The organism is Aeromicrobium sp. MLTX1 (assembly GCF_046452335.1).
GTDB lineage: Bacteria > Actinomycetota > Actinomycetes > Propionibacteriales > Nocardioidaceae > Aeromicrobium.
In genome coordinates this window covers 235096-259958 of record NZ_JBKFDN010000001.1, presented here as the reverse complement: position 1 = coordinate 259958, position 24863 = coordinate 235096, and the positions used below count along the sequence as shown (strand labels likewise).

General features: G+C 70.5%; 28 protein-coding genes. 18 read left to right on the top strand and 10 right to left on the bottom strand.

The window, feature by feature from the left end; genetic code table 11:
* Positions 1–4 precede the first annotated feature (4 nt).
* Positions 5–442 (top strand): hypothetical protein, encoded by a 438-nt coding sequence (locus tag ACK99Q_RS01245; protein ID WP_410184440.1) that lies wholly within the window; start codon positions 5–7, stop codon positions 440–442.
* Positions 443–534: 92 nt separating this feature from the next.
* Here the strand turns inward: ACK99Q_RS01245 and ACK99Q_RS01240 are convergent, their stop codons facing one another.
* On the bottom strand, positions 535–2289 hold the full coding sequence (locus ACK99Q_RS01240) for an acetyl/propionyl/methylcrotonyl-CoA carboxylase subunit alpha (RefSeq protein WP_410186046.1): 1755 nt from the start codon (positions 2287–2289) through the stop codon (positions 535–537).
* Between the two features lie 111 nt (positions 2290–2400).
* On the opposite strand from ACK99Q_RS01240, the gene ACK99Q_RS01235 reads away from it, so the two are divergent.
* Entirely contained in the window at positions 2401–3567 is a 1167-nt protein-coding gene (locus tag ACK99Q_RS01235; RefSeq protein WP_410184439.1) for an acyl-CoA dehydrogenase family protein, read from the top strand.
* Positions 3568–3574: 7 nt separating this feature from the next.
* Here ACK99Q_RS01235 and ACK99Q_RS01230 read toward each other — a convergent pair whose 3' ends face one another.
* Positions 3575–3796 (bottom strand): hypothetical protein, encoded by a 222-nt coding sequence (locus ACK99Q_RS01230; RefSeq protein WP_410184438.1) that lies wholly within the window; start codon positions 3794–3796, stop codon positions 3575–3577.
* A 140-nt stretch (positions 3797–3936) separates the two neighbouring features.
* On the opposite strand from ACK99Q_RS01230, the gene ACK99Q_RS01225 reads away from it, so the two are divergent.
* Positions 3937–4869, top strand: coding sequence for an SPFH domain-containing protein (locus tag ACK99Q_RS01225; RefSeq protein WP_410186045.1), 933 nt, complete (start codon positions 3937–3939; stop codon positions 4867–4869).
* 60 nt (positions 4870–4929) lie between these two features.
* Here ACK99Q_RS01225 and ACK99Q_RS01220 read toward each other — a convergent pair whose 3' ends face one another.
* From ACK99Q_RS01220 to ACK99Q_RS01205, 4 genes are all read right to left on the bottom strand, one after another.
* Entirely contained in the window at positions 4930–5520 is a 591-nt protein-coding gene (locus ACK99Q_RS01220; RefSeq protein ID WP_410184437.1) for a Maf family protein, read from the bottom strand.
* Positions 5517–6176, bottom strand: a complete 660-nt coding sequence (locus ACK99Q_RS01215) for a hypothetical protein (protein WP_410184436.1) — start codon at positions 6174–6176, stop codon at positions 5517–5519. The genes ACK99Q_RS01220 and ACK99Q_RS01215 overlap by 4 nt, the downstream gene beginning before the upstream one ends.
* A gap of 132 nt (positions 6177–6308) precedes the next feature.
* Positions 6309–6551, bottom strand: coding sequence for an acyl-CoA carboxylase subunit epsilon (locus tag ACK99Q_RS01210; RefSeq protein WP_410184435.1), 243 nt, complete (start codon positions 6549–6551; stop codon positions 6309–6311).
* Positions 6548–8152 carry an acyl-CoA carboxylase subunit beta gene (locus ACK99Q_RS01205; protein ID WP_410184434.1) on the bottom strand — a complete coding sequence of 535 codons (1605 nt, stop codon included), beginning with the start codon at positions 8150–8152 and terminating at the stop codon, positions 6548–6550. Before ACK99Q_RS01205 ends, ACK99Q_RS01210 begins: the two co-directional genes overlap by 4 nt.
* A gap of 77 nt (positions 8153–8229) precedes the next feature.
* Here ACK99Q_RS01205 and ACK99Q_RS01200 point away from each other — a divergent pair, with 77 nt between their 5' ends.
* The 12 genes from ACK99Q_RS01200 to ACK99Q_RS01145 all read left to right on the top strand — a co-directional run bounded on the left by ACK99Q_RS01200 (position 8230) and on the right by ACK99Q_RS01145 (position 17901).
* On the top strand, positions 8230–9012 hold the full coding sequence (locus tag ACK99Q_RS01200) for a biotin--[acetyl-CoA-carboxylase] ligase (protein ID WP_410184433.1): 783 nt from the start codon (positions 8230–8232) through the stop codon (positions 9010–9012).
* 35 nt (positions 9013–9047) lie between these two features.
* Positions 9048–9560: a PH domain-containing protein gene (locus tag ACK99Q_RS01195; RefSeq protein ID WP_410184432.1), complete on the top strand. Its 513-nt coding sequence runs from the start codon at positions 9048–9050 to the stop codon at positions 9558–9560.
* On the top strand, positions 9547–10533 hold the full coding sequence (locus ACK99Q_RS01190; protein ID WP_410184431.1) for an adenylate/guanylate cyclase domain-containing protein: 987 nt from the start codon (positions 9547–9549) through the stop codon (positions 10531–10533). Before ACK99Q_RS01195 ends, ACK99Q_RS01190 begins: the two co-directional genes overlap by 14 nt.
* 46 nt (positions 10534–10579) lie before the next feature.
* Positions 10580–11716, top strand: a complete 1137-nt coding sequence (locus tag ACK99Q_RS01185) for a 5-(carboxyamino)imidazole ribonucleotide synthase (RefSeq protein WP_410184430.1) — start codon at positions 10580–10582, stop codon at positions 11714–11716.
* On the top strand, positions 11713–12207 hold the full coding sequence (purE, locus tag ACK99Q_RS01180; RefSeq protein WP_410184429.1) for a 5-(carboxyamino)imidazole ribonucleotide mutase: 495 nt from the start codon (positions 11713–11715) through the stop codon (positions 12205–12207). Before ACK99Q_RS01185 ends, purE begins: the two co-directional genes overlap by 4 nt.
* Before the next feature lie 101 nt (positions 12208–12308).
* On the top strand, positions 12309–13010 hold the full coding sequence (locus tag ACK99Q_RS01175) for an alpha/beta fold hydrolase (protein WP_410184428.1): 702 nt from the start codon (positions 12309–12311) through the stop codon (positions 13008–13010).
* 59 nt (positions 13011–13069) lie between these two features.
* Positions 13070–14275: an acyl-CoA dehydrogenase family protein gene (locus ACK99Q_RS01170; RefSeq protein ID WP_410184427.1), complete on the top strand. Its 1206-nt coding sequence runs from the start codon at positions 13070–13072 to the stop codon at positions 14273–14275.
* A gap of 77 nt (positions 14276–14352) precedes the next feature.
* Positions 14353–15102: a phosphatase PAP2 family protein gene (locus ACK99Q_RS01165; RefSeq protein ID WP_410184426.1), complete on the top strand. Its 750-nt coding sequence runs from the start codon at positions 14353–14355 to the stop codon at positions 15100–15102.
* A 106-nt stretch (positions 15103–15208) separates the two neighbouring features.
* A complete protein-coding gene (locus ACK99Q_RS01160) occupies positions 15209–16108 on the top strand; it encodes a hypothetical protein (RefSeq protein ID WP_410184425.1) in 900 nt (299 codons plus the stop codon).
* Positions 16105–16278: a hypothetical protein gene (locus ACK99Q_RS01155; RefSeq protein ID WP_410184424.1), complete on the top strand. Its 174-nt coding sequence runs from the start codon at positions 16105–16107 to the stop codon at positions 16276–16278. Before ACK99Q_RS01160 ends, ACK99Q_RS01155 begins: the two co-directional genes overlap by 4 nt.
* Positions 16279–16359: 81 nt before the next feature.
* Positions 16360–16602: a hypothetical protein gene (locus ACK99Q_RS01150; RefSeq protein ID WP_410184423.1), complete on the top strand. Its 243-nt coding sequence runs from the start codon at positions 16360–16362 to the stop codon at positions 16600–16602.
* Between the two features lie 108 nt (positions 16603–16710).
* Positions 16711–17901: a lipase family protein gene (locus tag ACK99Q_RS01145; RefSeq protein ID WP_410184422.1), complete on the top strand. Its 1191-nt coding sequence runs from the start codon at positions 16711–16713 to the stop codon at positions 17899–17901.
* Positions 17902–17904: 3 nt separating this feature from the next.
* On the opposite strand, the gene ACK99Q_RS01140 is transcribed toward ACK99Q_RS01145, so the two are convergent.
* On the bottom strand, positions 17905–18978 hold the full coding sequence (locus ACK99Q_RS01140) for an LCP family protein (RefSeq protein ID WP_410184421.1): 1074 nt from the start codon (positions 18976–18978) through the stop codon (positions 17905–17907).
* Between the two features lie 130 nt (positions 18979–19108).
* On the opposite strand from ACK99Q_RS01140, the gene ACK99Q_RS01135 reads away from it, so the two are divergent.
* Together ACK99Q_RS01135 and ACK99Q_RS01130 are read left to right on the top strand one after the other, a co-directional pair.
* Positions 19109–20551 carry an LCP family protein gene (locus ACK99Q_RS01135; protein ID WP_410184420.1) on the top strand — a complete coding sequence of 481 codons (1443 nt, stop codon included), beginning with the start codon at positions 19109–19111 and terminating at the stop codon, positions 20549–20551.
* 88 nt (positions 20552–20639) lie between these two features.
* The gene (locus ACK99Q_RS01130; RefSeq protein WP_410184419.1) at positions 20640–22085 is read left to right on the top strand and encodes an LCP family protein; all 1446 of its coding nucleotides are present in this window, start codon (positions 20640–20642) and stop codon (positions 22083–22085) included.
* A 19-nt stretch (positions 22086–22104) separates the two neighbouring features.
* Here ACK99Q_RS01130 and ACK99Q_RS01125 read toward each other — a convergent pair whose 3' ends face one another.
* From ACK99Q_RS01125 to ACK99Q_RS01115, 3 genes are all read right to left on the bottom strand, one after another.
* Complete coding sequence (locus ACK99Q_RS01125; RefSeq protein ID WP_410184418.1) at positions 22105–22857, bottom strand: ABC transporter ATP-binding protein; 753 nt, start codon at positions 22855–22857, stop codon at positions 22105–22107.
* A gap of 4 nt (positions 22858–22861) precedes the next feature.
* Positions 22862–23725: an ABC transporter permease gene (locus ACK99Q_RS01120; protein WP_410184417.1), complete on the bottom strand. Its 864-nt coding sequence runs from the start codon at positions 23723–23725 to the stop codon at positions 22862–22864.
* Between the two features lie 88 nt (positions 23726–23813).
* On the bottom strand, positions 23814–24482 hold the full coding sequence (locus ACK99Q_RS01115) for a TIGR03089 family protein (RefSeq protein WP_410184416.1): 669 nt from the start codon (positions 24480–24482) through the stop codon (positions 23814–23816).
* Between the two features lie 103 nt (positions 24483–24585).
* Here ACK99Q_RS01115 and ACK99Q_RS01110 point away from each other — a divergent pair, with 103 nt between their 5' ends.
* The gene (locus ACK99Q_RS01110) at positions 24586–24837 is read left to right on the top strand and encodes a WhiB family transcriptional regulator (protein WP_179426152.1); all 252 of its coding nucleotides are present in this window, start codon (positions 24586–24588) and stop codon (positions 24835–24837) included.
* Positions 24838–24863 lie beyond the last annotated feature (26 nt).

Genomic DNA, 24863 nt, shown 5'->3' with positions numbered 1-24863 from the left:
TCCCATGCGCAGCCCCCGTCTCTGGCTCACGATCGTCTCGGCCGCCCTGGCCAACGCCGTCTCCCTCGGGGCCGCGGCGTGGCTGCTCGACGGCTTCGACCTGACGGTGGGCTGGTGGGTCGCCGCGGTCGCGCTGTTCACGGTGCTGAGCGTCGTCCTGCGCACTCTGGCGCTGCGGATGATGGGCGCGAAGTGGCTGCGCGTCTACACGATCACCGGAGGGCTGGCGCTCACCGCGATCGCCCTCGTGCTGACCGACCTGATCGTGCCCGACTCCGGCTTCGAGATCGACGGCTGGGGCACGTGGGTCGTGGTCACGCTCATCGTGTGGGCCACCGGGGTCGCGTTCGGCGAGGTCGACCACCACGCGCCGGCGGCCACGCCGGGACTGTCGCCCGACATCCGCGCCGCGGTGCGCGAGGGCGACCGCCGCGCCTCCTGACGCCTCCGAAACGTGATTTGCTCCGTTTTCTACCTCTCAGCGGTGCTGAAAGGGGGAAAACGGAGCAAATCTCGTCGCTCGTTGCTGGGGACTCAGGCGTCCTTGAGGTCGCAGATGACCGCGCCGGCGCCGATGGTCTCGCCGATGGCGGCCGACAGGCCCGTGACGGTGCCCGCCTTGTGCGCGTTGATGGGCTGCTCCATCTTCATCGCCTCGATGACGACGACCAGGTCGCCCTCGGCGACCTCCTGGCCCTCCTCGACCGCGAGCTTGACGACGGTGCCCTGCATGGGCGAGGTCAGCGAGTCGCCGCTGGCGGCCGCGCCGGCGGACTTGCCGCCCTTGCGCTTGGCCTTCTTCGCGCCGCCGGCAGCCGCCGCGCTGGCGCCCAGACCGCCCGGCAGGACGACCTCGACGCGCTTGCCGCCGACCTCGACGGTGACGCGCTCGCGCTCGCCGGGCTCGTCGGTGTCGGCGAGAGGGCCGGAGTACGGCTCGAGCTGGTTGTCGTAGTCGGTCTCGATCCACGTCGTGTAGACGTCGAACGAGCCCTCGGAGGCGTTGTACGCCACGTTGTCGAGCACGTCGCGGTGGAACGGGATGACCGTGGGCATGCCCTCGACCACGAACTCGTCCAGCGCGCGGCGCGAGCGCTCGATGGCCTGCTCACGCGTGCGGCCGGTGACGATCAGCTTGGCGACGAGGGAGTCGAACGCGCCGGGGACGGTCTCGCCCTCCTCGTAGCCGCCGTCGAGGCGGACGCCGGGGCCCGACGGAGGCGCCCACTTGGTGAGGGTGCCGGGCGCGGGCAGGAAGCCGCGGCCGCCGTCCTCGGCGTTGATGCGGAACTCGATCGAGTGGCCGATGATCTCGGGATCGTCGTAGCCCAGCTCCTCGCCGGCGGCGATGCGGAACATCTCGCGTACGAGGTCGATGCCGGTGACCTCCTCGGAGACGGGGTGCTCGACCTGGAGGCGGGTGTTGACCTCGAGGAAGCTGATGGTGCCGTCGCGGGCGACGAGGAACTCGCAGGTTCCGGCGCCGACGTAGCCTGCCTCCTTGAGGATCGCCTTGGAGGAGGAGTAGAGGCGCGCCAGCTGGTCCTCGCTCAGGAACGGCGCGGGGGCCTCCTCGACGAGCTTCTGGTGGCGGCGCTGCAGCGAGCAGTCGCGGGTCGACACGACCACGACGTTGCCGTGGCTGTCGGCGAGGCACTGGGTCTCGACGTGGCGCGGCTTGTCGAGGAACTTCTCGACGAGGCACTCGCCGCGGCCGAAGGCGCTGACGGCCTCGCGGACGGCGGAGTCGTAGAGCTCGGGGATCTCCTCGAGCGTGCGGGCGACCTTGAGGCCGCGGCCGCCACCGCCGAAGACCGCCTTGATGGCGACCGGCAGGCCGTTCTCCTTGGCGAACGCGACGATCTCGTCGGCGTCCTTGACCGGGTCCTTGGTGCCGGGCGCCAGCGGCGCGTCGGCGATCTGCGCGATGTGCTTGGCCTTGGCCTTGTCGCCGAGGCTCTCGATGGCCGCCGGCGGCGGGCCGATCCAGATCAGCCCGGCGTCGATGACGGCCTGGGCGAACTCGGCGTTCTCGGCCAGGAAGCCGTAGCCGGGGTGCACGCTGTCGGCGCCGCTGCGCTGCGCGATGGCGATGATCTTCTCGATCGACAGGTACGAGTCGCCCGGGGTCGAGCCCTCGAGCGAGTAGGCCTCGTCGGCGAGACGCACGAAGAGCGCGTCGCGGTCGGGCTCGGCGTAGACCGCCACACTCCCGATGCCGGAATCCTTCGCGGCTCGAATCACACGGACCGCGATCTCTCCACGGTTGGCGACCAGGACCTTCTGCAGGGGCTTGCTCACGAATACTCCTCGCGTCTGAACGGCAGTCGCGAGTCTAAGGGAGTGTGGTGCAGGCCATTTCGTCGCCCCAGCGAGGTTAACGCCTGTTAACCTTCGGTCATGGACTTCGAACTGTCACGCGAGCACGAGGACTTCCGTCGCGTCGTCCGGGACTTCGCCGCCGAGCGGGTCGCTCCCCACGTCGCGCAGTGGGACAAGGACCACCACTTCCCGGTCGACGTCGTGCGGGCGATGGGCGACCTCGGCCTGTTCGGCCTGACCGCGCCCGAGGAGTACGGCGGCTCCGGCGCCGACTTCACCAGCCTGTGCCTCGCGATCGAGGAGCTCGGCCGCGTGGACCAGTCGATCGGCATCACGCTCGAGGCCGGAGTCGGTCTCGGCATCAACCCGATCCAGACCTTCGGCACGACCGAGCAGAAGGAGCGCTGGCTGCCCGACCTCGTCGCCGGTCGTGCGCTCGCCGGCTTCGGCCTCACCGAGCCGGGCGCCGGGTCGGACGCCGGCGCCACCGCCACGAAGGCCGTGCTCGACGGCGACACGTGGGTCGTCGACGGCGCGAAGCAGTTCATCACGAACTCCGGCAGCGAGATCACCTCGCTCGTCACGGTCACGGCCCGCACGGGGACTCGCGAGGACGGCCGTCCCGAGATCTCGGCGATCGTCGTGCCGGCGGGCACGCCCGGGTTCGTCGCCGAGGCCGGCTACGACAAGCTCGGCTGGCACATCAGCGACACCCACGCGCTCAGCTTCAGCGGCGTCCGGGTTCCGGCCGACCACCTGCTCGGCGACCGGGGCCGCGGCTACGCGCAGTTCCTGGCCACCCTGGACGACGGTCGCGTCGCGATCGCGGCCCTCGCGGTGGGCCTCATCGAGGCGTGCCTCGAGCAGTGCGTGCGGTACGCGGGGGAGCGGCAGACGTTCGGCGGGCCGATCGGCCGCAAACAGGGGGTGGCGTTCCAGATCGCCGACCTCAAGGTGATGGCGGACGCGTCGCGCGCGCTGACCTACCAGGCGGCGGCGATGAAGGACGCGGGCATCACCGGCCAGCGCTTCAAGCAGGCGGCGTCGGTGGCGAAGCTCTACAGCTCGGAGGCCGCCGTCACGGCGACCCGCGTGGCCACGCAGATCTTCGGCGGCTACGGCTTCATGGAGGAGTACCCCGTGGCCCGGTTCTACCGGGACGCGAAGATCCTCGAGATCGGCGAGGGCACGAGCGAGGTGCAGCGCATGCTCATCGCACGCTCGCTCGGCCTGCCGGTGGAGTAGGGGACCGTCAGAGGGCGGTCATCGAGCGGCACGGCAGCGGCACGTGCTTGGCGCCGGAGCCGAAGTCGACCTGGACCGACGAGGACCCCTGCACGCTGACGACGCGACCGAGGCCGAAGGAGTCGTGGGAGACGCGGGCGCCCGCCTCGTAGACCTCGTCGACGACGACCGGCTTCGGGGCGAACGGACTGCTTGCGAGGTGGCGTCGAGGACGCGATGACGTGGCCATGATGTCTCCATGGTCCCACGTCGGGCCTGACCTGCGGGGCGATTGACCGTTGCTTCCGCCGTCGTGACCCGCCGGCACGCCCGTCGTGGATAGGGTGGGGCGCTCTGTCCTGTGCCGTCTCGGGAGGTCTCGCGGTGTTCATGCTGTTCGTGCTGGTGATCCTGGTCGTGGGTTTCGTGGTGTCGTTGCTGGTGCGACGCCAGCTGAGGTCCGCGGGGAAGTCCGCCGCTCCCGCCACGTGGAGCGCGCTCGGCCTCGGTCTGCTGGCGCTCGTCGTGGCGTTCGTGTCGATGACCGCGATCGTCCCGACCCGTGAGATCGGCGTCGTGACCTCGTTCGGTCGCCCGGTCGACGTCCTGTCGAACGGCCTGCACCTCAAGGCCCCGTGGGAGAAGGTCAACAAGCTCGACGGGACGATCCAGACCGACAACTTCACCGGCGAGGACCACGCGATCGACGTGCGCATCGGCAACGGGTCGACCGCCGGGGTCGATGCGACGATCCGCTGGCGCATCAAGCTCGACGCCGGCAAGGAGCTCTACCAGGACTACCGCCAGATGGAGAACATCCGCGACTCGCTCGTCACGCGCGAGCTCAAGGCCGCGCTGAACGAGGTGCTCGGCGACTACGACCCGCTGGCCTCGGTCAAGCAGGGGACGTCGGCCGACGGCACCACGACGTCGGCCGGCGTGGACCTGAACGCGTTCTCCCAGCTCGTCCAGGAGGCTCTGGCGAAGCGCGTCGGCGACGACGTCGAGGTCAAGTCCGTGATCCTGCCGATCGTGCGCTTCGACCAGCAGACGCAGGAGAAGATCAACGCCTACCAGGCCGAGGTCGCCAACACGCGCATCGCGGAGCAGCGCGAGGCCACCGCGAAGGCGCAGGCCCAGGCGAACAAGAACCTGGCCGGCTCGGTCTCGCGCGACCCCAACGTGCTCGTCTCGAAGTGCCTCGACACGCTGGAGGAGATGGTCAAGGCAGGCCAGGAGGTGCCGATCGGCTTCTCCTGCTGGCCGGGCTCCGCAGGGACCTCGGTGGTCCTGCCCCAGGCCGGGAAGCCCGCCGACTCCTGAGAGCGCTGGCGGTGACGTTCCCGGGGTCGTTTCGCCGTCTTCACCCCGTGAACGTCACGCTCAGCGCTTCGGGGAGCTCCAGAGGTCGGTCCACTCGACGCCCAGGTCGCGGGCCATCTCGCGCACGGCGGGGACGCTGACGCCGACCACGTTGTGGTGGTCGCCCTCGATCCGGGTGACGAACGCGGCGCCGAGGCCGTCGATCGTGAAGGCGCCGGCCACGTGGAGCGGCTCCCCGGTGGCGACGTAGGACTCGATCTCCTCGTCGGTGACGTTCGCGAAGTGCACGCGCGTGGCGGCGTGACGCACCACCTCGTCGTCGCCCAGGCGCAGGCAGTGCCCGGTGTGGAGGACGCCGACGTTGCCGCGCATCGCGTACCAGCGGCGTCGGGCGACCTCGGGGTCGTGCGGCTTGCCGAGGACCCGGCCGTCGAACTCGAGCACGGAGTCGCAGCCCAGCACGAGCGCGTCGCGGTGGTCGGGCGCGACGGCCCGGCACTTCAGGCGCGCGAGCTCGGTGGACAGCTCGGCGGGGGTGGTGGCGGCGATGCCGTCCTCGTCCACGCCCGACACGACGACCTCGGGGTCGATGCCGGCCCGCTGCAGCGTGCTGAGGCGGGCGGGGGACTGCGAGGCCAGGACGAATCTCATCGGTCCTCCGGGTCGAGGGCGGGCACGTCGCCGTGGGTGGCGACCTCGGCGTTCAGGTCGGGGCGGGCGAGCACCTCGTCGATCAGCCGCTGCGAGCCGCCGATGCACAGCCACGCGGGGTCGACGTCCGCGGCGATGAACCAGGCGCGGTCGGCGGGCCACGTCAGCGAGGCGGGCGGCAGGGTGCGCTCGACGTCGGTGCCGTACGGGCGGGCACCCCAGTCGCCCACGTCGGCGGCCGGGCCACGGAACAGCAGGTAGGAGCGCTCGCCCTCGAGGTCGATCTTCGGGGCGTCGAGGACGTCGTCGTCGAATGCGGGCCGGATGCGCGGTGGCGTGGGTCGGAACCAGAGGTCACGCAGCCAGTTCCCGCGCAGGGTCGTGTAGGCGCGGCCGGCGTCGGTCAGCTCGCCCCAGCCGTCCCAGAGGCCGAAGAAGACGTCCTCGGGGGTGCGGGTGTGCCGCGCGGCGATCTCGACGACGACCGCCGTGATCGCGTCGTCGCCGCGGTAGGTCTCGGACTCGCCGTCGTCGTACGGGACGATCGCGTAGGCCTCGAACCCCGGCGGTCCCTGCATCGCGAGGATCGGCCAGCCCTCGGCCGCGCCCGTGAACCAGTCGGCGTGCGAGACGTCGGGCTCGTGGCGCAGGGTCATGCCTCGATCGTTCCACACGTGGCCGGAGAAGACGTTTCCCCGGTGACGTGGGTTCGCTGTCACTTCCCGGGGGTTGCGATCCCCGGTCAGTGACAGGAAACCCACGTAACCGGGGAAACCGTCAGTCGTGCGTCAGAGGGCGGAGGCGCGCCACTGGCCGGGGCCGAAGCGGTGCGGCGTCCGGTGCTGGCGCGTCGGGTGGCCCCACTGGCTGCGCGGCTTCGGCTTCGAGTCGGCGGCAGCGGCAGCCGCGGCGGCGTTGCGCGCGGCCACGACCGCGACGAGCGCCGCCAGCTCCTCGGCCGTCGGGTCGCCCTTGACCACCCGGAGCACGGGCTTGCCCTCCGGGGTCTCGGCCTGCGTCTCGTCGCTCACAGCGGGATGTTCCCGTGCTTCTTGGGCGGCAGCGTCTCGCGCTTGGTCGCCAGCAGGCGCAGCGCCTTGACGATCTCGGCGCGGGTCTGGCTGGGCTTGATGACGCCGTCGATGTAGCCGCGCTCGGCCGCCACGTACGGGTTGCAGAGCGTGTCCTCGTACTCGGTCATCAGGTCCGCGCGCAGCGTCTCGGGATCGTCGGCGGCGGCGATCTCGCGGCGGTACAGGATGTTGACCGCGCCCGAGGCGCCGACGACGGCGATCTGGCCGGTGGGCCACGACAGGTTGATGTCGGCGCCGAGGTGCTTGGAGCCCATGACGTCGTAGGCGCCGCCGTAGGCCTTGCGCGTGATGATCGTGACGAGCGGGACGGTGGCCTCGGCGTAGGCGTAGATCAGCTTCGCGCCGCGACGGATGATGCCGTTCCACTCCTGGTCGGTGCCGGGCAGGAAGCCGGGCACGTCGACGAACGTCAGGACCGGGATGTTGAACGCGTCGCACGTGCGCACGAAGCGCGCGGCCTTCTCGGACGCGTCGATGTCGAGGCAGCCCGCGAACTGCATCGGCTGGTTGGCCACGACGCCGACGCTCTTGCCCTCGACCCGGCCGAAGCCGATGACGATGTTCGGCGCGAACAGCGCCTGGACCTCGAGGAACTCCTGGTCGTCCAGCACGGTCTCGATGACGGTGCGGATGTCGTAGGGCTGGTTCGCCGAGTCGGGGATGAGCGTGTCGAGCGCGATGTCGAGGTCGCTCGGCTCGAGGTCGACGACCTCCGGGAAGGCCTCGGGCTCCTCCATGTTGTTCTGCGGCATGTAGGAGATGAGCGCCTTGACGTACTCGAGCGCGTCGTCCTCGTCGGAGGCCAGGTAGTGCGAGTTGCCGCTCTTGGTGTTGTGCGTGCGACCGCCGCCCAGCTCCTCCATCGTGACGTCCTCGCCGGTGACCGTCTTGATGATGTCCGGACCGGTGATGAACATGCCCGAGGTGCCGTCGACCATGACCGTGAAGTCGGTGACCGCGGGGGAGTAGACGTGACCGCCGGCGCAGTTGCCCATGATGAGCGAGATCTGCGGGATGACGCCCGAGGCGTGCACGTTGCGGCGGAAGATCTCGCCGTACAGGCCGAGCGAGACGACGCCCTCCTGGATGCGCGCGCCGGCGCCCTCGTTGATGCCGATGATGGGGCAGCCGGACTTGATCGCCAGGTCCATCACCTTGGTGATCTTCTCGCCGTAGACCTCGCCGAGGCTGCCGCCGAAGATGCTGAAGTCCTGGCTGAAGACGCACACCTGGCGGCCGTCGATCGTGCCGTAGCCGGTGATGACGCCGTCGCCGAGCGGACGGTTCTTGTCCAGGCCGAACGACGTGGCGCGGTGGCGGGCCAGCGCGTCGAGCTCGACGAACGAGCCCTCGTCGAGCAGCTGCTCGATCCGCTCACGGGCGCTCTTGCGGTCGCGGGCGTGCTGCTTCTCGGCGGCACGCTCGGCCACCTCCACGGTCGCCTCGTGGTGACGGCGTTCGTAGTCGGCCAGCTTGCCGGCGGTGGTGTGGAGCTCGGGGTGCTCCTCCAGCGGGGTGTCGGGCAGGGCGTCGGTCATGGCGAACACCCTAACCGGCAGTGATCCGAGCCTCATCAAGGGACTGGGCGCACCGGCGACTGTGCGAGGGTGGGCCCGTGCAGCAGCCCCATCTGGCCCCCCTCGACCGCGACCGCCTGCGAGCGGAGACCGCCGGGTTCGAGGTCCATGTCACCGACGAGACCGCGAGCACCAACGCCGACCTCGCGCAGGCGGCGCACGACGGCGCGCCCGAGTGGACGGTGCACACCACCGACCACCAGGCCGCGGGTCGTGGCCGCCTCGACCGCACCTTCACGATGCCGCGGTACACCGGCATCGCGGTGTCGCTGCTGGTCCGGCCCACCGAGGTGCCACCGACGCGATGGCCGTGGCTGCCGCTCGTCACGGGCCTGGCCGTGGTCGACACGGTGCGCGAGCTCGGCGTCGACGCGGCGCTCAAGTGGCCCAACGACGTCCTCGTCGAGGACAGGCGCAAGCTGTGCGGGATCCTCGTCGAGCGCGTCGAGACCTCCATCGGGGCCGCCGCCGTCGTGGGAGTCGGCCTCAACGTCGGCCTCTCCGCCGAGGACCTGCCCGTCGAGCGGGCCACCTCGCTGCTGCTCGAGGGCGCGACCACCACCGACCGCACCGAGATCCTGCCCGTGCTGCTGCGCCGCCTGCGCGAGCGGCTCGAGCTCTGGCGCGACCCTGCGAGCGCGGGCGAGCTGGCCGAGGCCTACGCGGCGACCTGCTCCACGATCGGGCGGCAGGTGCGGATCGAGCGCGCCGACGGCTCCGACGTGGTGGGCGAGGCGACCGGGATCGACGCGTCGGGCTGCCTCGTCGTGGACGGCGTGCCGTGGTCGGCCGGTGACGTGACGCACCTGCGCCCGGCGTGAGCCCCGCCGTCGGCCCGACGTGGGATCATGGCGGCATGCTGTCCGAGAAGCTGCTGCTCGACGACGAGGTGGTCGAGGCCGAGACCCGCACCCACCTCAAGGTGCTCATCGTGCCGTTCCTCGTCGGCCTGGCGATCATGCTGGTCGGCGGGTACTTCGCGGGCGCGGTCGGCGACTCGGGCGGGGGCACCCCGCGACTGGCCGGACTCGTGGTCCTCGCAGTGCTGTTCGTCTGGGGCACCCTGCTGCCGTTCCTGCGCTGGCTGACCTGGACCTACACGCTCACGAACCGCCGTCTGATCGAGCAAAAGGGCATCCTCACGCGCAGCGGCCGGATCATCCCGCTGGCCCGCATCAACGACGTCGCCTACGAGAAGGGCCTGATCGACCGCGTCCTGCGCTGCGGCACGCTGATCATCCACGACGCCAGCCAGCAGGCCGGACTCCAGCTGCACGACATCCCCCGCATCGAGGACTTCCACCGCCGCATCTCGCGGCTCGTGCTGGCCTCCCACGCACCCGAGGCGCGCCGCGATGAGCAGTCCTGACGACCAGCAGCTCGTTGACGTCATCCTCGCCGAGCAGCTGCACTACACGAACGCCGAGACCGCCGAGCGCGGCGGCCTCACGCCCGAGCAGGCCGCCCGTCTGTGGCGCAACCTCGGCTTCCCCGACCCCGGCGAGGAGATGGCGTTCGGCGACGCCGACGTCTCCGCGGTCGCGATCGTGGCCACGGCGATGGAGCACGAGATCCTCGACGAGGAGACCGTCTTCCGGCTCACTCGCGCGCTGGGCCAGACGATGTCGCGCCTGGCCGACTGGCAGGTGACGATCCTCGTCGACCAGCTCGAGGCCGACATCGTGCGGGGCAAGTCGCAGAGCCGCGCCGAGGCCGCCCTCGAGCTCGCGCAGAGCTCGGTGCCCGGCTTCGAGCGCCTCATGGTGCACGTCTGGCGCCGCCACCTGGCCGCCGCCGCGGCCCGCCTCACGGCCCTCGGCGAGAACGACCAGGCGCTGCTGACCACCGACATGACCGTCGGGTTCGCCGACATGACGCGCTTCACCGCCCTGTCGAACCGTCTCGACGAGACCGCCCTGGCGTCGGTGGTCGAGGAGTTCGAGACGCGCTGCGGCGACCTCATCACCGCGGCCGGTGCGCGTGTCATCAAGACGCTCGGCGACGCGATGCTCTTCGTGCACCACGATCCCGTGCACACCACCAGGATCTCGCTCGACATCATCACGACGATCGGTGCCCGGCCGAAGCTGCCCGACGTCCGCGTCGGGCTGGCCACCGGGTCCGTGCTGAGTCGTCTCGGCGACGTGTTCGGGCCCCCGGTGAACCTCGCGGCGCGGCTCTCGCAGGTGGCGCGGGCCAACCGCGTGCTCGTCGACCAGTCCACCGCCGACGCGCTCGGCGACAAGTTCGAGACCCGGGCGCTGCCACCGCGCCCCATCAAGGGCTTCGGCACCCTCTCGCCGATCACCGTCACCGAGCGCCGCTCCTTCCGCGCTCGCTGAGCGACCTCCGCCGCGGCCCCGGGCCGGTTCGCTCTAGGCTGGCGGCGTGACGCACGAAGCTCCCGCCCCTGACGTCGCCGTGATCGGCGGAGGCCAGCTGGCGCGGATGATGCAGCCCCCGGCGATCGAGCTCGGCCTGCGGCTGGCGCTGCTGGCCGAGGGGCCCGACGTCTCCGCCGCCCAGGTGATCGGCCGCCACCGGGTGGGCTCGCACACCGACCTCGACGACCTCCGTGCCGCCGTCGGCGACGCCCCCGTGGTGACGTTCGACCACGAGCACGTGCCGCCGGAGCACCTGCGCACGCTCGCCGCCGAGGGACACGAGTGCCGTCCGGGACCGGACGCGCTGATCCACGCGCAGGACAAGCTCGTCATGCGCCGCCGCCTCACCGCGCTGGGCGTGCCGTGCCCGCGCTGGGCCGAGGTGAGCGAGCCCGCCGACGTCGCGGCGTTCGGCTTCCCCGCGATCGTGAAGACCGCGCGCGGTGGCTACGACGGCAAGGGCGTCTGGAAGGCCGAGACCGAGGCCGACCTCGACGAGCCGTTCCGTGCCGAGGGCGAGCTGCTGGTGGAGGAGCTCGTGCCGTTCCGTCGCGAGCTGTCGGCCCAGGTCGCCCGCAGCGCCACGGGCGAGATCGTCGACTACCCGGTCGTGGAGTCGCGCCAGGTGAACGGCGTCTGCTCCGAGGTGATCGCGCCTGCGCCGAACCTCGACCCCGCCCTCGAGGCGCGCGCCCGCGGGATCGCCCGCACGGTCGCCGAGGAGCTCGGCGTGGTCGGCATGCTGGCCGTCGAGCTCTTCGAGACCGACGACGACCGCGTGCTCGTCAACGAGCTCGCGATGCGCCCGCACAACACGGGCCACTGGTCGATCGACGGCGCCGTGACGAGCCAGTTCGAGAACCACCTGCGCGCCGTCACCGGCCTGCCGCTCGGGTCGACGACACCCCGCCAGCCGTGGGCGGTCATGGTCAACATCCTCGGCGGCTCCGTCGAGGACCTCGAGGCCCAGCGAGCGGTCGCCCTCGCGGCCGAGCCCGACGTGAAGGTCCATCTCTACGGCAAGGCGGTGAAGCCCGGCCGCAAGGTCGGCCACGTCACGGCCGTCGGCGACGACCTCGAAGACGTGCTCCGCCGGGCCCGGCGCAGCGCGAGCCTGCTGACGGACGGAGTCGAAGGATGAGCGAGCGCGCACGCGTCGGGATCGTGATGGGGTCCGACTCGGACTGGCCCACGATGGAGGCCGCCGCGCAGGCCGTGGCCGAGTTCGGGATCGCGTACGAGGCCGACGTCGTGTCCGCACACCGCATGCCCGACGAGATGCTCGAGTACGGTCGCCGCGCCCACGAGCGCGGCATCGAGGTCATCATCGCCGGCGCCGGGGGAGCGGCCCACCTGCCCGGCATGCTCGCCGCGGTCACGCCGCTGCCCGTCATCGGCGTGCCGGTGCCGCTGAAGTACCTCGACGGGATGGACTCGCTGCTCTCGATCGTGCAGATGCCGGCCGGCGTGCCGGTGGCCACGGTCGCGATCGGCAACGCGCGCAACGCCGGCCTGCTGGCCGTGCGGATCCTCGCCGCCGGCGACCCCGCCCTCACCCAGGCCATGGTCGACTTCCAGGCCACCCTCGCCGACGCCGCCCGCGCCAAGGGCGCCGTGGTGCGCGGCGAGTGACAGTTTCCCCGGTCAACCGGGGAAACTGTCACTTCGCGAGGTTCGCAAACCTCGCGAAGTGACGGGAAACCTCGTCCAGTCGCAGGAGTACCGTCCGAGGCATGGACATCATCCTGGTTCCCGGGTTCTGGCTGGACGCCTCGTCGTGGGAGAAGGTCACGCCGCTGATCGTCGAGGCCGGACACCGCGTGCACCCGCTGACGCTGCCGGGCCTCGAGTCGCGCGACGCGCCCCGGGCGGGCATCGGGCTGCGCGACCACGTCGAGTTCGTGGCGGCGCAGGTCGACGCGCTCGACGGTGAGGTCGTGCTGGTCGGGCACTCCGGTGGCGGGGCGGTCATTCACGGCGTCGCCGACCTGCGTCCCGACCGGATCGCGCGGGCGATCTACGTCGACTCCGGTCCGCAGCCCGAGGACGAGCCGATCAACGACGAGCTGCCGCCCGACGGCGACGAGATCCCGCTGCCGCCGTGGGACACGTTCACCGAGATGGACCTCGTCGACATGGACGAGGCGATCCGGGCCGACTTCGAGGCGCGGGCCGTGCCGCAGCCGATCCGCGTCGCGACCGACGGGATCTCCTACGCCGACGACCGTCGCCTCGACGTACCGGCCACGATCATCTGCTGCGAGTTCCCGTCCCAGGTGCTGCGCGACGCGATCGAGGCGGGCGATGCGTGGGCCGCCGAGGTCGGCCGGCTGCGCGAGGTCGAGTACGTCGACCTGCCCACCGGGCACTGGCCACAGTTCACGAAGCCGCGCGAGCTGGCCCGGCTGATCGTCGAGGCGCTCGAGCGTCACTGACACCGCACGGAGCGTGCCCCGGGTCACCCCGGGAAGGGCCGGGTGGCCCGCGGCGTAGAATGCGCGGAGTTCCTACCTTTTCAACCCCCGGGAGTTCGAGCGTGTCCGATTTCTTCGCGTTGTCCGAGGAGCATCAGGCGATCCGCGAGGCGGTGCGCGCCGTGGCCGAGGCGAAGATCGCGCCCCACGCCGCCGCCGTGGACGAGGAGGCGCGCTTCCCGAGCGAGGCGAACCAGGCGCTCATCGCCGCCGACTTCCACGCGCCGCACGTGCCCGAGCAGTACGGGGGAGCCGGCGCCGACGCGCTCGCCACCGTGTTGGTGATCGAGGAGGTCGCCCGCGTGTGCGTCTCCAGCTCGCTCATCCCCGCGGTCAACAAGCTGGGCTCGCTGCCGGTGCAGATCGGCGGTGGCGAGGAGATCAAGGCGAAGTACCTGGGCAAGCTCGCGCGCGGCGAGGGCGGGTTCAGCTACTGCCTGTCCGAGCCCGAGGCCGGCTCCGACGCGGCCAACCAGAAGACCACCGCCAAGCGCGACGGCGACGACTGGATCATCAACGGCACGAAGCGCTGGATCACCAACGCCGGCGAGTCCGAGTACTACACGGTCCTGACCCAGACCGACTTCGAGAAGCGCACGAAGGGCATCACCGCGTTCGTCGTGGAGAAGTCCGACGAGGGCGTCTCGTTCGGCGCGCCGGAGAAGAAGCTGGGCATCAAGGGCTCGCCGACGCGCGAGGTCTACTTCGACAACGTGCGCATTCCCGGCGACCGCATCATCGGCGACGTCGGCGAGGGCTTCGCGATCGCGATGAAGACCCTCGACCACACCCGCGTCACCATCGCCGCGCAGGCGGTCGGCGTCGCGCAGGGCGCCCTCGACTACGCGCTGGGCTACGTCCAGGAGCGCAAGCAGTTCGGCAAGCCCGTCTCGGACTTCCAGGGTCTGCAGTTCATGATCGCCGACATGGGCATGAAGATCGAGGCCGCGCGCCAGCTCACGTACGCGGCCGCCGGTCGCTCCGAGCGCGGCGACAAGGACCTGACGTTCTTCGGCGCCGCGGCGAAGGCCTTCGCCTCCGACGTCGCGATGCAGGTGACCACCGACGCCGTGCAGCTGCTCGGCGGCTACGGCTTCACCCGCGACTACCCGGTCGAGCGGATGATGCGCGACGCCAAGATCACCCAGATCTACGAGGGCACCAACCAGGTCCAGCGAATCGTCATGGCGCGCCAGCTGCTGGCCGGCATCCAGTCGACCCTCTGATCCGTCCGCGGGTCTCAGGGTGATCTCGGGGTCGTCCACGGGTGTCGCGACCCGGTGAGGTTTGAGAGTCTGGGTCAATGGCCCTCCCGCGGCGGTCCGAGGTCGTCGTTCGCTTGCGCGACGGGATCCTGCCTGCGCTGTTCGAGCTGACGCTGCTGGCGCTCGTCTACGTGCTGTACCGCGTGGGCCGTCTGGTGACGATCGACGCGGAGCAGACCGCGTACGCCAACGCCGCCGCCGTCCGCGGGCTCGAGCGCGCGCTGCGGCTGCCGGACGAGGCGTTCATCCAGAACCTCGTGCCGTCGGTCGAGATGCTGCAGGTCGCGAACGTCTACTACGTCGCGGTGCACTTCCCGGTCACGGTGGCGTTCCTGGTGTGGGGGTTCGTCCGGCGACCCCGCGCCGAGTACCGCTGGGCGCGCAACCTCATCATCATCCAGACGGCGTGCGCCGTGCTGCTGCACATGGTGTTCCCACTGGCGCCGCCGCGCATGTTCGACCAGTGGGGCTTCGTCGACTCGATGACCGTGTACGGGCCGTCGGCGTACGACGGTGCGAGCGGGGCGGTGGCCAACCAGTACGCCGCCATGCCGAGCCTCCACGTCGGATGGGCGGTGCTCATCGCGGTCGTGGTGGTGCGGACCGCGAGCGGTCTGGTGCGTCAGCTGGCGATCTGGCACGCGGCGATCACGGTCGTCGTCGTCACCGTCACCGCGAACCACTGGTTCATGGACGGGATCGTCGCGTGCGCGATCCTGCTCGCCGCGATGCGCCTCTTCCCGGCGCCGGGGGTCTCGCGGATCCCGCAGCTGCAGCGGATCACCTGACGTTCCACACCTCGAGGATCGGTGCTTGACGCTTCCTGCAAAGCACAATATGTTGTGCGTCAGTTCGTTCGTCACGGGCCTCGCCCATCACCGAATCGGGGGATTCATGCACATCGTCACTCGGGCCTTCGCGGTCCTGGCCACCTCGGCCGCGCTCACACTCTCGGCCCTGCCACCGACACAGGCCGGCACGCCGCGCGCGACCTTCGGCGATCGCCTCGGCGAGCTCGCCCAGGTCGAGTCGGCCGTCCCGCTGAGCGCCTCGCCCACGGGCGCCGTCAGGAAGGCGTCGGTGCCGATCGAGACGGCTGGAGGCGCCGCGCTGGCGCTCGACCTGCCGACGAGGGGTGCCACCGCGAAGAAGGCCGACGGCCGGTACCACCTGGCGGGGCGCGGGGGAGCCGCTCTCGCCGTCACGCCCACGAGCACCGGCACACAGGTGCTGATCGGGATCGACTCGGCCGCGGCCCCGGCCACCTACGACTTCGGGCTCCGCGGCGACGTCTCCCCGCGGCCGGCGCCCGACGGAGGAGTCGATCTGGTCGGACCGGACGGGTCTCTCGTCGCCCAGGTCGAGGCGCCGTGGGCCGTCGACGCGGCGGGTCGGCACGTGCCGACTCGCTACGAGCTGAGGGGCAGCACGATCCGCCAGGTCGTCGACCACCAGACCCGCGACGTCGCCTACCCGGTCGTCGCCGACCCGAAGGTGAAGTTCTGCGACCTGGGCACGGCCGTGTGCGTGAAGCTGAGCAAGAAGGAGACCAAGAAGGTGCACGACGCGATGTTCGTGTCGCTCGGGGCGGGAGTGAGCACGCTGTGCGGGCTGATCCCGGCCAAGAACCCCGCAGGGGTCGCGGTGAAGGCGGTCTGCGCCGCCGCCGTGACCGCGTACTTCTACAAGCTGCGAGGGATGTTCAAGAAGGCCAAGAAGGCAGGAAAGTGTGTCGAGCTGAAGTTCAGGATCGTCGCGGTGGCGGTCGTCAGCGGAAAGGTCGTGAAGTGTTGAGCCGCATCGATGTCCTGGCGTATCTCGTCCTGGCGGTGGCGCTGGTCGCCCTGGTCCTCCTCCTCACCGATCGCAGCGCGTTCGCCTGGGCTCTGGCCGGTGGCGGGTTCGTCGGGGTGCTCGCGGGAGATCTGGCCCTGCGCGCCATCCGACGAAGGTCCCGCCGTTGACGGCGGGCTGTGGACGAAGCTGTTGACCGCGACATCCGGTCCTAGGGTGCGGGTGCGAGAAGGAAGCTGGAGGGAGAACTGATGAGGACACCTGTCGCGCTGGTCTTCGCGCGCGACCCCGCCCGCGACATGAGCAGCCGATCCGTCCCAGGGGCGATCGCGTGGGAGGCACTGTCGGTCGGTACGTGTGGGGCTGCGGTCGTCCTCACCTCCTGGGTGATGAGCGGAGAGCCCGACTGGGTCGCGGGCGGCATCGTCGCGGTGGGAATCCTGGTGATCGATCTGCTCCGATCGCTCGCCGCTCGCCGGCGCTCACGGGTTTGATCCGCGCCGGACGTGCTCGCGGCGGGTGGGTGCCGGGGAGGCGGCACCCACCCGCCGCGGTCGTCGGTTTCGGCTCGGCGGGCGGGCGCGCGGCCGTACGATGACGGCGTGATCCGTCGACTGGTCCCGGTGCTCGCCAGTGCCGCGCTCGTGCTGTCCGTCGCGGCCTGCACGGCCGAGGAGGACGAGCCCCGCTCAGCGCCACAGGGCACCGCGTTCTACACGCCGCCGTCGGACCTCTCGCAGTACGAGCACGGCGACCTCATCTGGTCGCGGGAGCTCGAGGGCGCGATGGGCCTGGAGCAGGCCGACGTCAGCCTCGTCCTCTACGCGCAGCAGGGTGTGGGCAGCGACACCGTCGCCACCTCCGGCTTCGTCGCCGTGCCCGACGGACCCGTCCCCGACGGCGGCTGGCCCGTCGTCACGTGGGCCCACGGCACCACCGGCATCGCCGACCAGTGCGCGCCCACCCGGGCCGACGCGACCATCGCCGACCCGGCCGCGATCGGCACCACCGCCACCCGCCTCCAGCGCTGGATCGACAGCGGGCACGCGGTCGTCGCCACCGACTACGAGGGCCTCGGCACCCCCGGCGACCACCCCTACCTGATCGGCGCCTCGCAGGGCCGTGCCGTGCTGGACATCGTGCGCGCTGCGCGCCAGCTCGATCCCGACCTCAGCGACCGGGTGATGACCGCCGGTCACTCGCAGGGCGGCCACGCGGCGCTGTGGGCCACCTCGATGGCGCCGCACTACACGCGCGAGCTCGACGTCGTGGGCACGGTCGCGTTCGCCCCGCCGTCGCACATGTCGCTGGCGGCCGAGGTCGGCCTGTCCGGCGAGGTCGCGGTCCCCGCCGCCCTGGTCGCGATGATCCTGCGGGGCCTCGAGGTCGCCTACCCGGGCGAGATCCCGGTCGACGAGCTGCTCAACGCGAAGGGCGTGAAGCTGTACCCGCAGGTGCGCGAGGAGTGCCTCCTGGACCTGCTCGGCTCCGACCGCTTCGGGCTGGCGCCGATGAACCGGTTCGCCGCGAAGAACGCCGACGCCGACCTCGTGCGCGGCCCGCTGGACGCGAACGACCCGAGCTTCCCCGAGGTGCGCGGGCCGATCCTCGTCGTGCAGGGCACCGCCGACAGCGTGGTGCCGCAGGTCCTCACGGACTCGCTCGCCAAGGCGTACCGGGCGCGCGGGCTCGACCTCACCTACACGAAGTACCGCGGCGCCGAGCACACCGACGTCCTCGACCGCTCGGCCAAGCAGGTCGCGGCGTTCACCGCCGAGGCGTTCGGCGACTGATCGCTACTTCCGCAGCCCGTCCTGGGTGCACAGGTCGCCGAGCTCGTCGGTCGTGCCCTCCTTGAGGTGCTTGAAGTACTCGACGGCGCGCTCGCGGTCCCACTGCACCGACATGTCCGCGATCGGCACGGTGCAGGAGCGTCCGTCGCCGCCCATCGCCTTGCCGAGCTTCCAGGCGAAGCGACCGAACGAGAACATCGAGACGTCGTCGCCGACGGCGAGGGACTCGGCCGTGGTCGTGGCCACGCGGGTGAACTTCCACGGGTTGAGGACGGTGGAGGGGGACAGGGCCGCGTCACCGATCGCGCCGATGACCTCGCGCTGGTTCTGGCCGCGCGCGATGTCACCACTCGCGAAGGCCTTGCGGGAGCGCGAGTACGCCAGGGCGGTCTTGCCGTCGACCTCCTGGCAGCCCTCCTTGATGTTCAGCTTCGCGTCCTTGTCCTTGATGTCGTCCTTTGGGCAGACCTCGATGCCGCCGAGCGCGTCGACGACGTCCTCGAGCCCGGTGAAGCCGATCTCGACGTAGCCGTCGACGCCCAGGCCGGTCTCGCTCTCGATCGTCTCGACGAGCAGCGGCGGCCCGCCGAAGGCGTAGGCGGCGTTGATCTTGGTGCGGCCGTTGCCGGGGATGTCGACGATCGAGTCGCGCGGGATCGACGTCAGCACCGAGGGACCGCCGCCGCCGTACGTCAGCAGCAGGATCGTGTCGGTGCGACCACGGGACTTGTCCTTCGGGCGCTTGTCGGTGCCGGCGAGGACCCAGGTGGTGGTCTCGTCCTGGGGGCGCTCGCCGTCGGGCGTCGCGTCGACCTTGGTGATCTTCGACCAGGCGACCACGGGCACGAGCACGAGGAACGCGATCCAGGCCACGAGGACCAGCCACAGCAGCCGCAGCCGACCACGAGGCTTGCGCTCCTTCGGCGGCTTCGCGCCGCGTCCGCCCGACCCCGGCGGGGGCAGGTTCGGCGGCGGGAGGGAGGAGCCGGACGCCGCGGGGCGCGACGAGGACCGACCGGGCTGATCGTCGTACAGCCAGTCGTAACCGTCCGGATCCTTGGGACCTGAGGGGGACATGGGGTGAAGGTACCCCGTCGTGCCTCGCCCCGATTCCCTTGCCCGGCCACCGGCGCGTCATCCCGAGGGATCGGGAGCGGCGCTCGATACTGAGGGAACCTTCGGACTCTTCCCCACCGTGAGGACAGCGATGCACCACGACCGCACGAGCGCGCTGGGCGGCACCTACGCCGACCCGGCCAGCGCCACCGCCCGGATCCGCTTCCGGCGCGCCCTGACCCTGGCCGCCATGACCCTCGTGATGCCGGGCTCGGCCCAGCTCGTGCAGGGCAACAAGCGCGTGGGTCGCATCGCGATCCGGATCTGGCTGGGCGTGCTCGCGCTCGTCGCCGTCTTCGTGCTGCTGGCCCTGATGGACCGCCAGCTCGTCTTCGGGCTGGCCACCAACGGCGCGCTGCTGAGCCTCGGCCGCTGGGTTCTCGTGGGCCTCGCCATCGGCTGGGTCGCCCTCATCGTCGACGCGTGGCGCCTCGGCCGCCCGCGCGAGCTGGCCCGTCCGCACCTGGCGATCTCCACCGCGCTGCACGCCGGCCTCGTGGTCGCCACGGCCGCCGTCCTCTTCGTCGCCGCGCACACCGTCTCGGTGATGAACGGCTTCACCGACACCGTCTTCGCCTCCAACACGGTCTCCAAGCCGCACGAGGGTCGCTACAACGTGCTGCTCCTGGGCACCGACTCCGGCAAGGACCGCGACGGCATGCGCCCCGACTCGATCAACGTGGCCAGCATCGACGCCGAGACCGGCAAGGCCGTCATCATCGGCCTGCCCCGCAACCTCGAGAACGTGCCGTTCCCCAAGGGCTCGGTCATGCGCGAGCAGTTCCCGAACGGGTTCGACTGCGAGGGCTGCTACCTCAACGCCGTGAACACCTGGGCGAACGACAACGCCAAGCTCTTCGACAGCAAGGAGCCCGGCATCGACGCCACGATGGGCGCGGTCGAGGAGATCACGGGGCTGAAGCTGAACTACTACGCGCTGGTCAACATGAAGGGCTTCTCCAAGCTCATCGACGCGGTCGGCGGCGTCCGCCTCAACGTGCGCGAGCGCACCGCGATCGGCGGCATCGGCTCGCCGATCCGTGGCTACATCGAGGCCGGCGAGCAGAAGCTCTCGGGCGACAAGGCCCTCTGGTACGCCCGGTCGCGCGTCGAGAACGACGACTGGTCGCGCATGGGTCGCCAGAAGTGCGTCATGAACGCGATGGTGCGCCAGCTCAACCCGCAGAAGGTCCTCATGAACATGCAGGACATCGCGAACTCGAGCTCGGCGATGCTGCACACGAGCATCCCGCGCCAGGACCTGAACGTCTTCATGGACCTCGCGCTCAAGACGAAGTCGCAGCCGATCTCCTCGGTCTCGCTCGTGCCGCCGGTGATCTACACCGGCAACCCGGACTTCGACAAGGTGCGCCGCCTCGTCTCGAGCGCCGTCGGCACCTCCGAGGCTCGCGAGGAGGTCCAGAAGTCCGCCCTCGTCACCGCGAAGCTCCCGCTGCTCGAGATCGGTGGGGAGGCGCAGAAGAAGGACCCGCGCAAGGCCAACCGCAGCGCCGACCTCAACGAGAGCTGCTGACCCACGCCACACCGGCGGCGTCAGTGCGCCGCCGTTGGGAGCCGTTGGGTTTAATGGGGCGTCGATTGCAGGCAGGAGAGGTGGCGGTGTGAGCGCTCTGGGAGCCCGACCCACGCGGGTCGCGCAGCGGGGTGGGCTCCGCCGTGCGCTGGTGCTGATCCTCGGCACGGTCGTGTGGCCCGGCATCGCGCAGTTCCTGGCCGGCGCGCGCCGCCTCGGAGCGGTCGTCATGGTCGCCTGGGTCGCGGTGCTGACGGCGCTGCTCGTGGTCTGGTTCCGCTTCCGCCCCGACCGCGCCCAGGTCATCGACTGGCTCACCGACCCGTCCGTGCTCCAGACGGCGCGCATCACCGCCCTCGTCCTGGCGATCGGCTGGATGCTGCTGTTCGTCGACGCCTGGCGCCTCGCGCTCGTGCGCAGCCTCGGCTGGTGGCGACTCGGGATCATCTCGGTCATCAACGTCACGATCGTCGCGCTGGTGACGTCGACCACCTACCTCGGCTGGAACACCGTCTCGGCCTCCAAGGAGGTCGTGGAGCAGGTCTTCCACGAGACCGAGGTCAAGTCGCCGCTGCAGGGTCGCTACAACATCCTGCTGTTGGGCGCCGACTCCGGCGACGACCGCACGGGCCTGCGCCCGGACTCGATCAACCTCGTCAGCATCGACGCCGACACCGGCGTGCCCGTCATGGTGTCGCTGCCGCGCAACCTGCAGAACGTGCCGTTCCCCGAGGACTCGCCGATGCGCACGGTCTACCCGTACGGCTACAACTGCGGCCCCGAGTGCCTGCTGAACGCGGTGCACACGGCGGCGTCGGACCGGACCGACCTCTACCCGAAGAGCAAGGACCCGGGCCTCGACGCCACGCTCGAGGCCGTCGAGGGCGTCACCGGCCTCAAGATCAACTACTACGTCCTCGTGAACATGAAGGGCTTCTCCAGCCTCGTCGACGCCACCGGCGGCGTGACGATGGACATCAAGGAGCCCATCGCGATGTTCGGCAAGGACGACGCCTGGAAGCAGGTGTACATCCAGCCCGGCAAGCAGAAGCTCAACGGCAAGGAGGCGCTCTGGTACGGGCGCAGTCGCGTGCAGTCCGACGACTACACACGCATGGGCCGCCAGAAGTGCCTCATGCAGGCGATGCTCCAGCAGCTGAGCCCCGAGCAGGTCGTGCTGAACGCGGGCAAGATCGCCAAGAGCTCGGCCCAGATGCTCAGCACCGACATCCCCGCCTCCGAGCTGGGCGCGTTCGGCGACCTGGCGCTCAAGGCCAAGGACCAGCAGATCGCCACGCTGTCGGTGGTGCCGCCGGAGTACAGCACCGTCACGCCGAACTTCGAGCAGATCCGCGCCGACGTCGCGGCCCTGGTCAAGAAGAGCGAGCGTCAGCAGCAGAAGGCCGCACAGCCGAAGCCGACGGACTCCACGGCCACCACGCAGGCCCCCGAGACGCAGCAGACGCCCGAGGCGCCGAAGACCGAGTCGCCGTCGGCCGCGAACAACACCGACGACCTCGCCGCCACCTGCTGAGCGCGGGGGAGCGCTGAGGTCAGCGGCTCTCCTCGTAGGCGGCGATGACCTCGTCGGGCTCGCCGTCCATCATGAGCTCGCCCTTCTCGATCCAGATGACGCGGTTGCACGTGTCGCGGATCGACTGCATCGAGTGGCTCACCAGGAACACGGTGCCGGCGTTGTCGCGGATCTCGCGGATGCGCTTCTCCGAGCGCTTGCGGAACTTGCGGTCGCCCACGGCCAGGGCCTCGTCGACGATGAGGATCTCGTGGTCGCGGATCGTGGCGATCGCGAACTTCAGCCGCGCGGTCATGCCCGACGAGTACGTGCGCATCGGCAGGTCGATGAACGGCCGGATGCCGGCGAAGTCGACGATCTCGTCGTAGCGCTCCTCGATCTCGGCCTTGGAGAAGCCCAGGGCCAGGCCGCCGAGGATGACGTTGCGCTGGCCGGACAGCTGCTTGATGAGGGCCGCGCCCACGCCGAGCATGCTGGGCCGCGAGCTGGCGTAGATCGCGCCGCGGGTGGCGGGGGTCGAGCCGGTGATGGCGCGCATCAGGGTGGACTTGCCCGAGCCGTTGGAGCCGATGATGCCGATGCTGTCGTTCTCGTACGCGGTGAACGAGATGCCCTTGAGGGCGTGCACCGTGCGGGTGCGCTTGGCGCGGCGGAGCACGCCGCCGCGGTCGGCCTCGGTGGCCCGCTTGCCGGTGGCGAAGACGCGGTACTCGACGTGCAGGTCCTGCACGACGACGACGGGCTTGCGCTGCCCGGTGTCCGGGGTCTGCACGGACTCAGTCGACGCGACCATAACGCTCCTCCGCGGCCCAGAAGAACACCATGCCGACCAGGAACAGTCCGACCGACCACACGGCGATGATGGGCCAGAACTGCATGCGCACGTCGTAGAGCGGGTCGGAGTCGAGCAGCAGCTCGCGCGAGAGGCTCAGGAAGGCGTAGACCGGCTGGTACTGGATGATCTCGAGCAGCTGCGTGTTGCTCTCGAACCGGATGTCGAAGCTGAAGAAGATGCCGGTCGTGTAGAAGAAGAACCGCGTGATGAACGGCAGCAGGTTCGTCAGGTCGGGCAGGTGCACCGTGAGGCGCGCGGTGATGAACGCGACGCCCATGCAGAACAGGAAGTACAGGGCGACCAGGGGCACCATCAGCAGCCAGTTCCACGTCGGGACGTGGCCCATGATCACCAGGAAGATCATCAGCAGACCGATGGTGGGAACCAGCTGCATGAACTTCTGCACGACGACCGATATCGGCAGCGACATGCGCGGGAACGCCAGACTCTGGACGAGTGCTTGGTTGGACGTGATCGACTTCGAGCCGCTGCCCATGCAGGCCGAGAAGAACTCGAACATGAACACGCCGATGATCAGGAACGGCACGAAGTCGGGGACCGACTTGGTGCTGGCCATGAGGATGCCGAACACGATGCCGAACACCGCGGCGTTCAGGATCGGCTTGAGGACGATCCACAGCATGCCGAGGCGCTGACGCTGGTTCTCTGCCTCGATGCGGAACTTCGCCAGCGAGACGATGAAGTCCTTGCGTTGCGCGACTCCCCGCAGGTATTCCGTCAGCGGGGGTCGGCCGCCCACCCGGGTCAGGCCGTGGGCCTGCGGGTCGTCGACCGTTGGGGTCATGCGTGGTTCCTGTCGTGATGTCTCGGGGGCATCGGCCGTCGGCCCGGATGCCCCGTCGAGTCTAGGGCACCCACCATCGCGGATCGGCTCAACGTCCCGACCCGTCGAGCCGTGCGTGCTCCTGCGCGGCGATGCGCGCGAGGTCGTCGGGTCCGCCGCCGGCGACCATCACGAGCGAGCCGCCTCCGGTCAGGGCCGCCGCGAGGTCCGCCGCGTCGTCGGCCACGGACCCCGGCTCGCGGACGACGCGGTCGCTCAGGGCGGGCGCGGCGAGCAGCTCGGCGTGCGTGGCGCGACGCCCTGCGACGTCGAGGGCGAGGTCGTCCGGGGCCGGTGGATCGAGGTCGATGAACACGTCAGGGCTCGCGGGCACGTGCACGGCGATGTCCTGGAACCCGTCGGGCTCGGCGGGGAAGCGTCCGCCGAGGGGGCGCAGCGACGCCGCCAGCCGGATCGGCTCGTCGGCCTCGAGGTCCGGCCCCGACAGGCCGATCTGGGCGTCGGAATCGGCCACCACGGCCCCGACGCGCCAGGCGCCGAGGATCCAGACGTAGCGCAGCCAGTGGCTGGGCAGGCCGATCCGCACGCGCGTGCCGCGCTCGGCGTCGAGCTCGTCGACGAGGAAGTTCGCGACCTTCGCGACCCAGTTCGCCAGCGTGACGCCGCTGAGCTCGACGCGCTCGCCGGTCGCGACGTCGTAGTACGTGACGACGGGGGAGGGCGTGGGGGTCAGGACGGTGGCGAGGGTGGTGGTCACGCCTCGACGCTAGCGCGGAGCCCGGAGGCGCGACACGCCGAGGATCGCCGGACATTTGCTATTCGGCTTGACGTTTGGCAGGCATCCGACTGTAATTACAGGCATGTCATTAGTCGGTTGGATCGAGGGCGACGACCCCGAGCTCATGTGGCAGGAGCGTGCTCTGTGCGCTCAGACCGACCCCGAGTCGTTCTTCCCCGAGAAGGGCGGCTCCACGCGCGAAGCCAAGCGCGTGTGCCTGAGCTGCGACGTCAAGACCGAGTGCCTCGAGTACGCACTGGCCCACGACGAGCGCTTCGGCATCTGGGGTGGCCTGTCCGAGCGAGAGCGTCGCAAGCTCAAGAAGCGCGCCTGACCTCGCCGCGCCGCTGACACCTGACG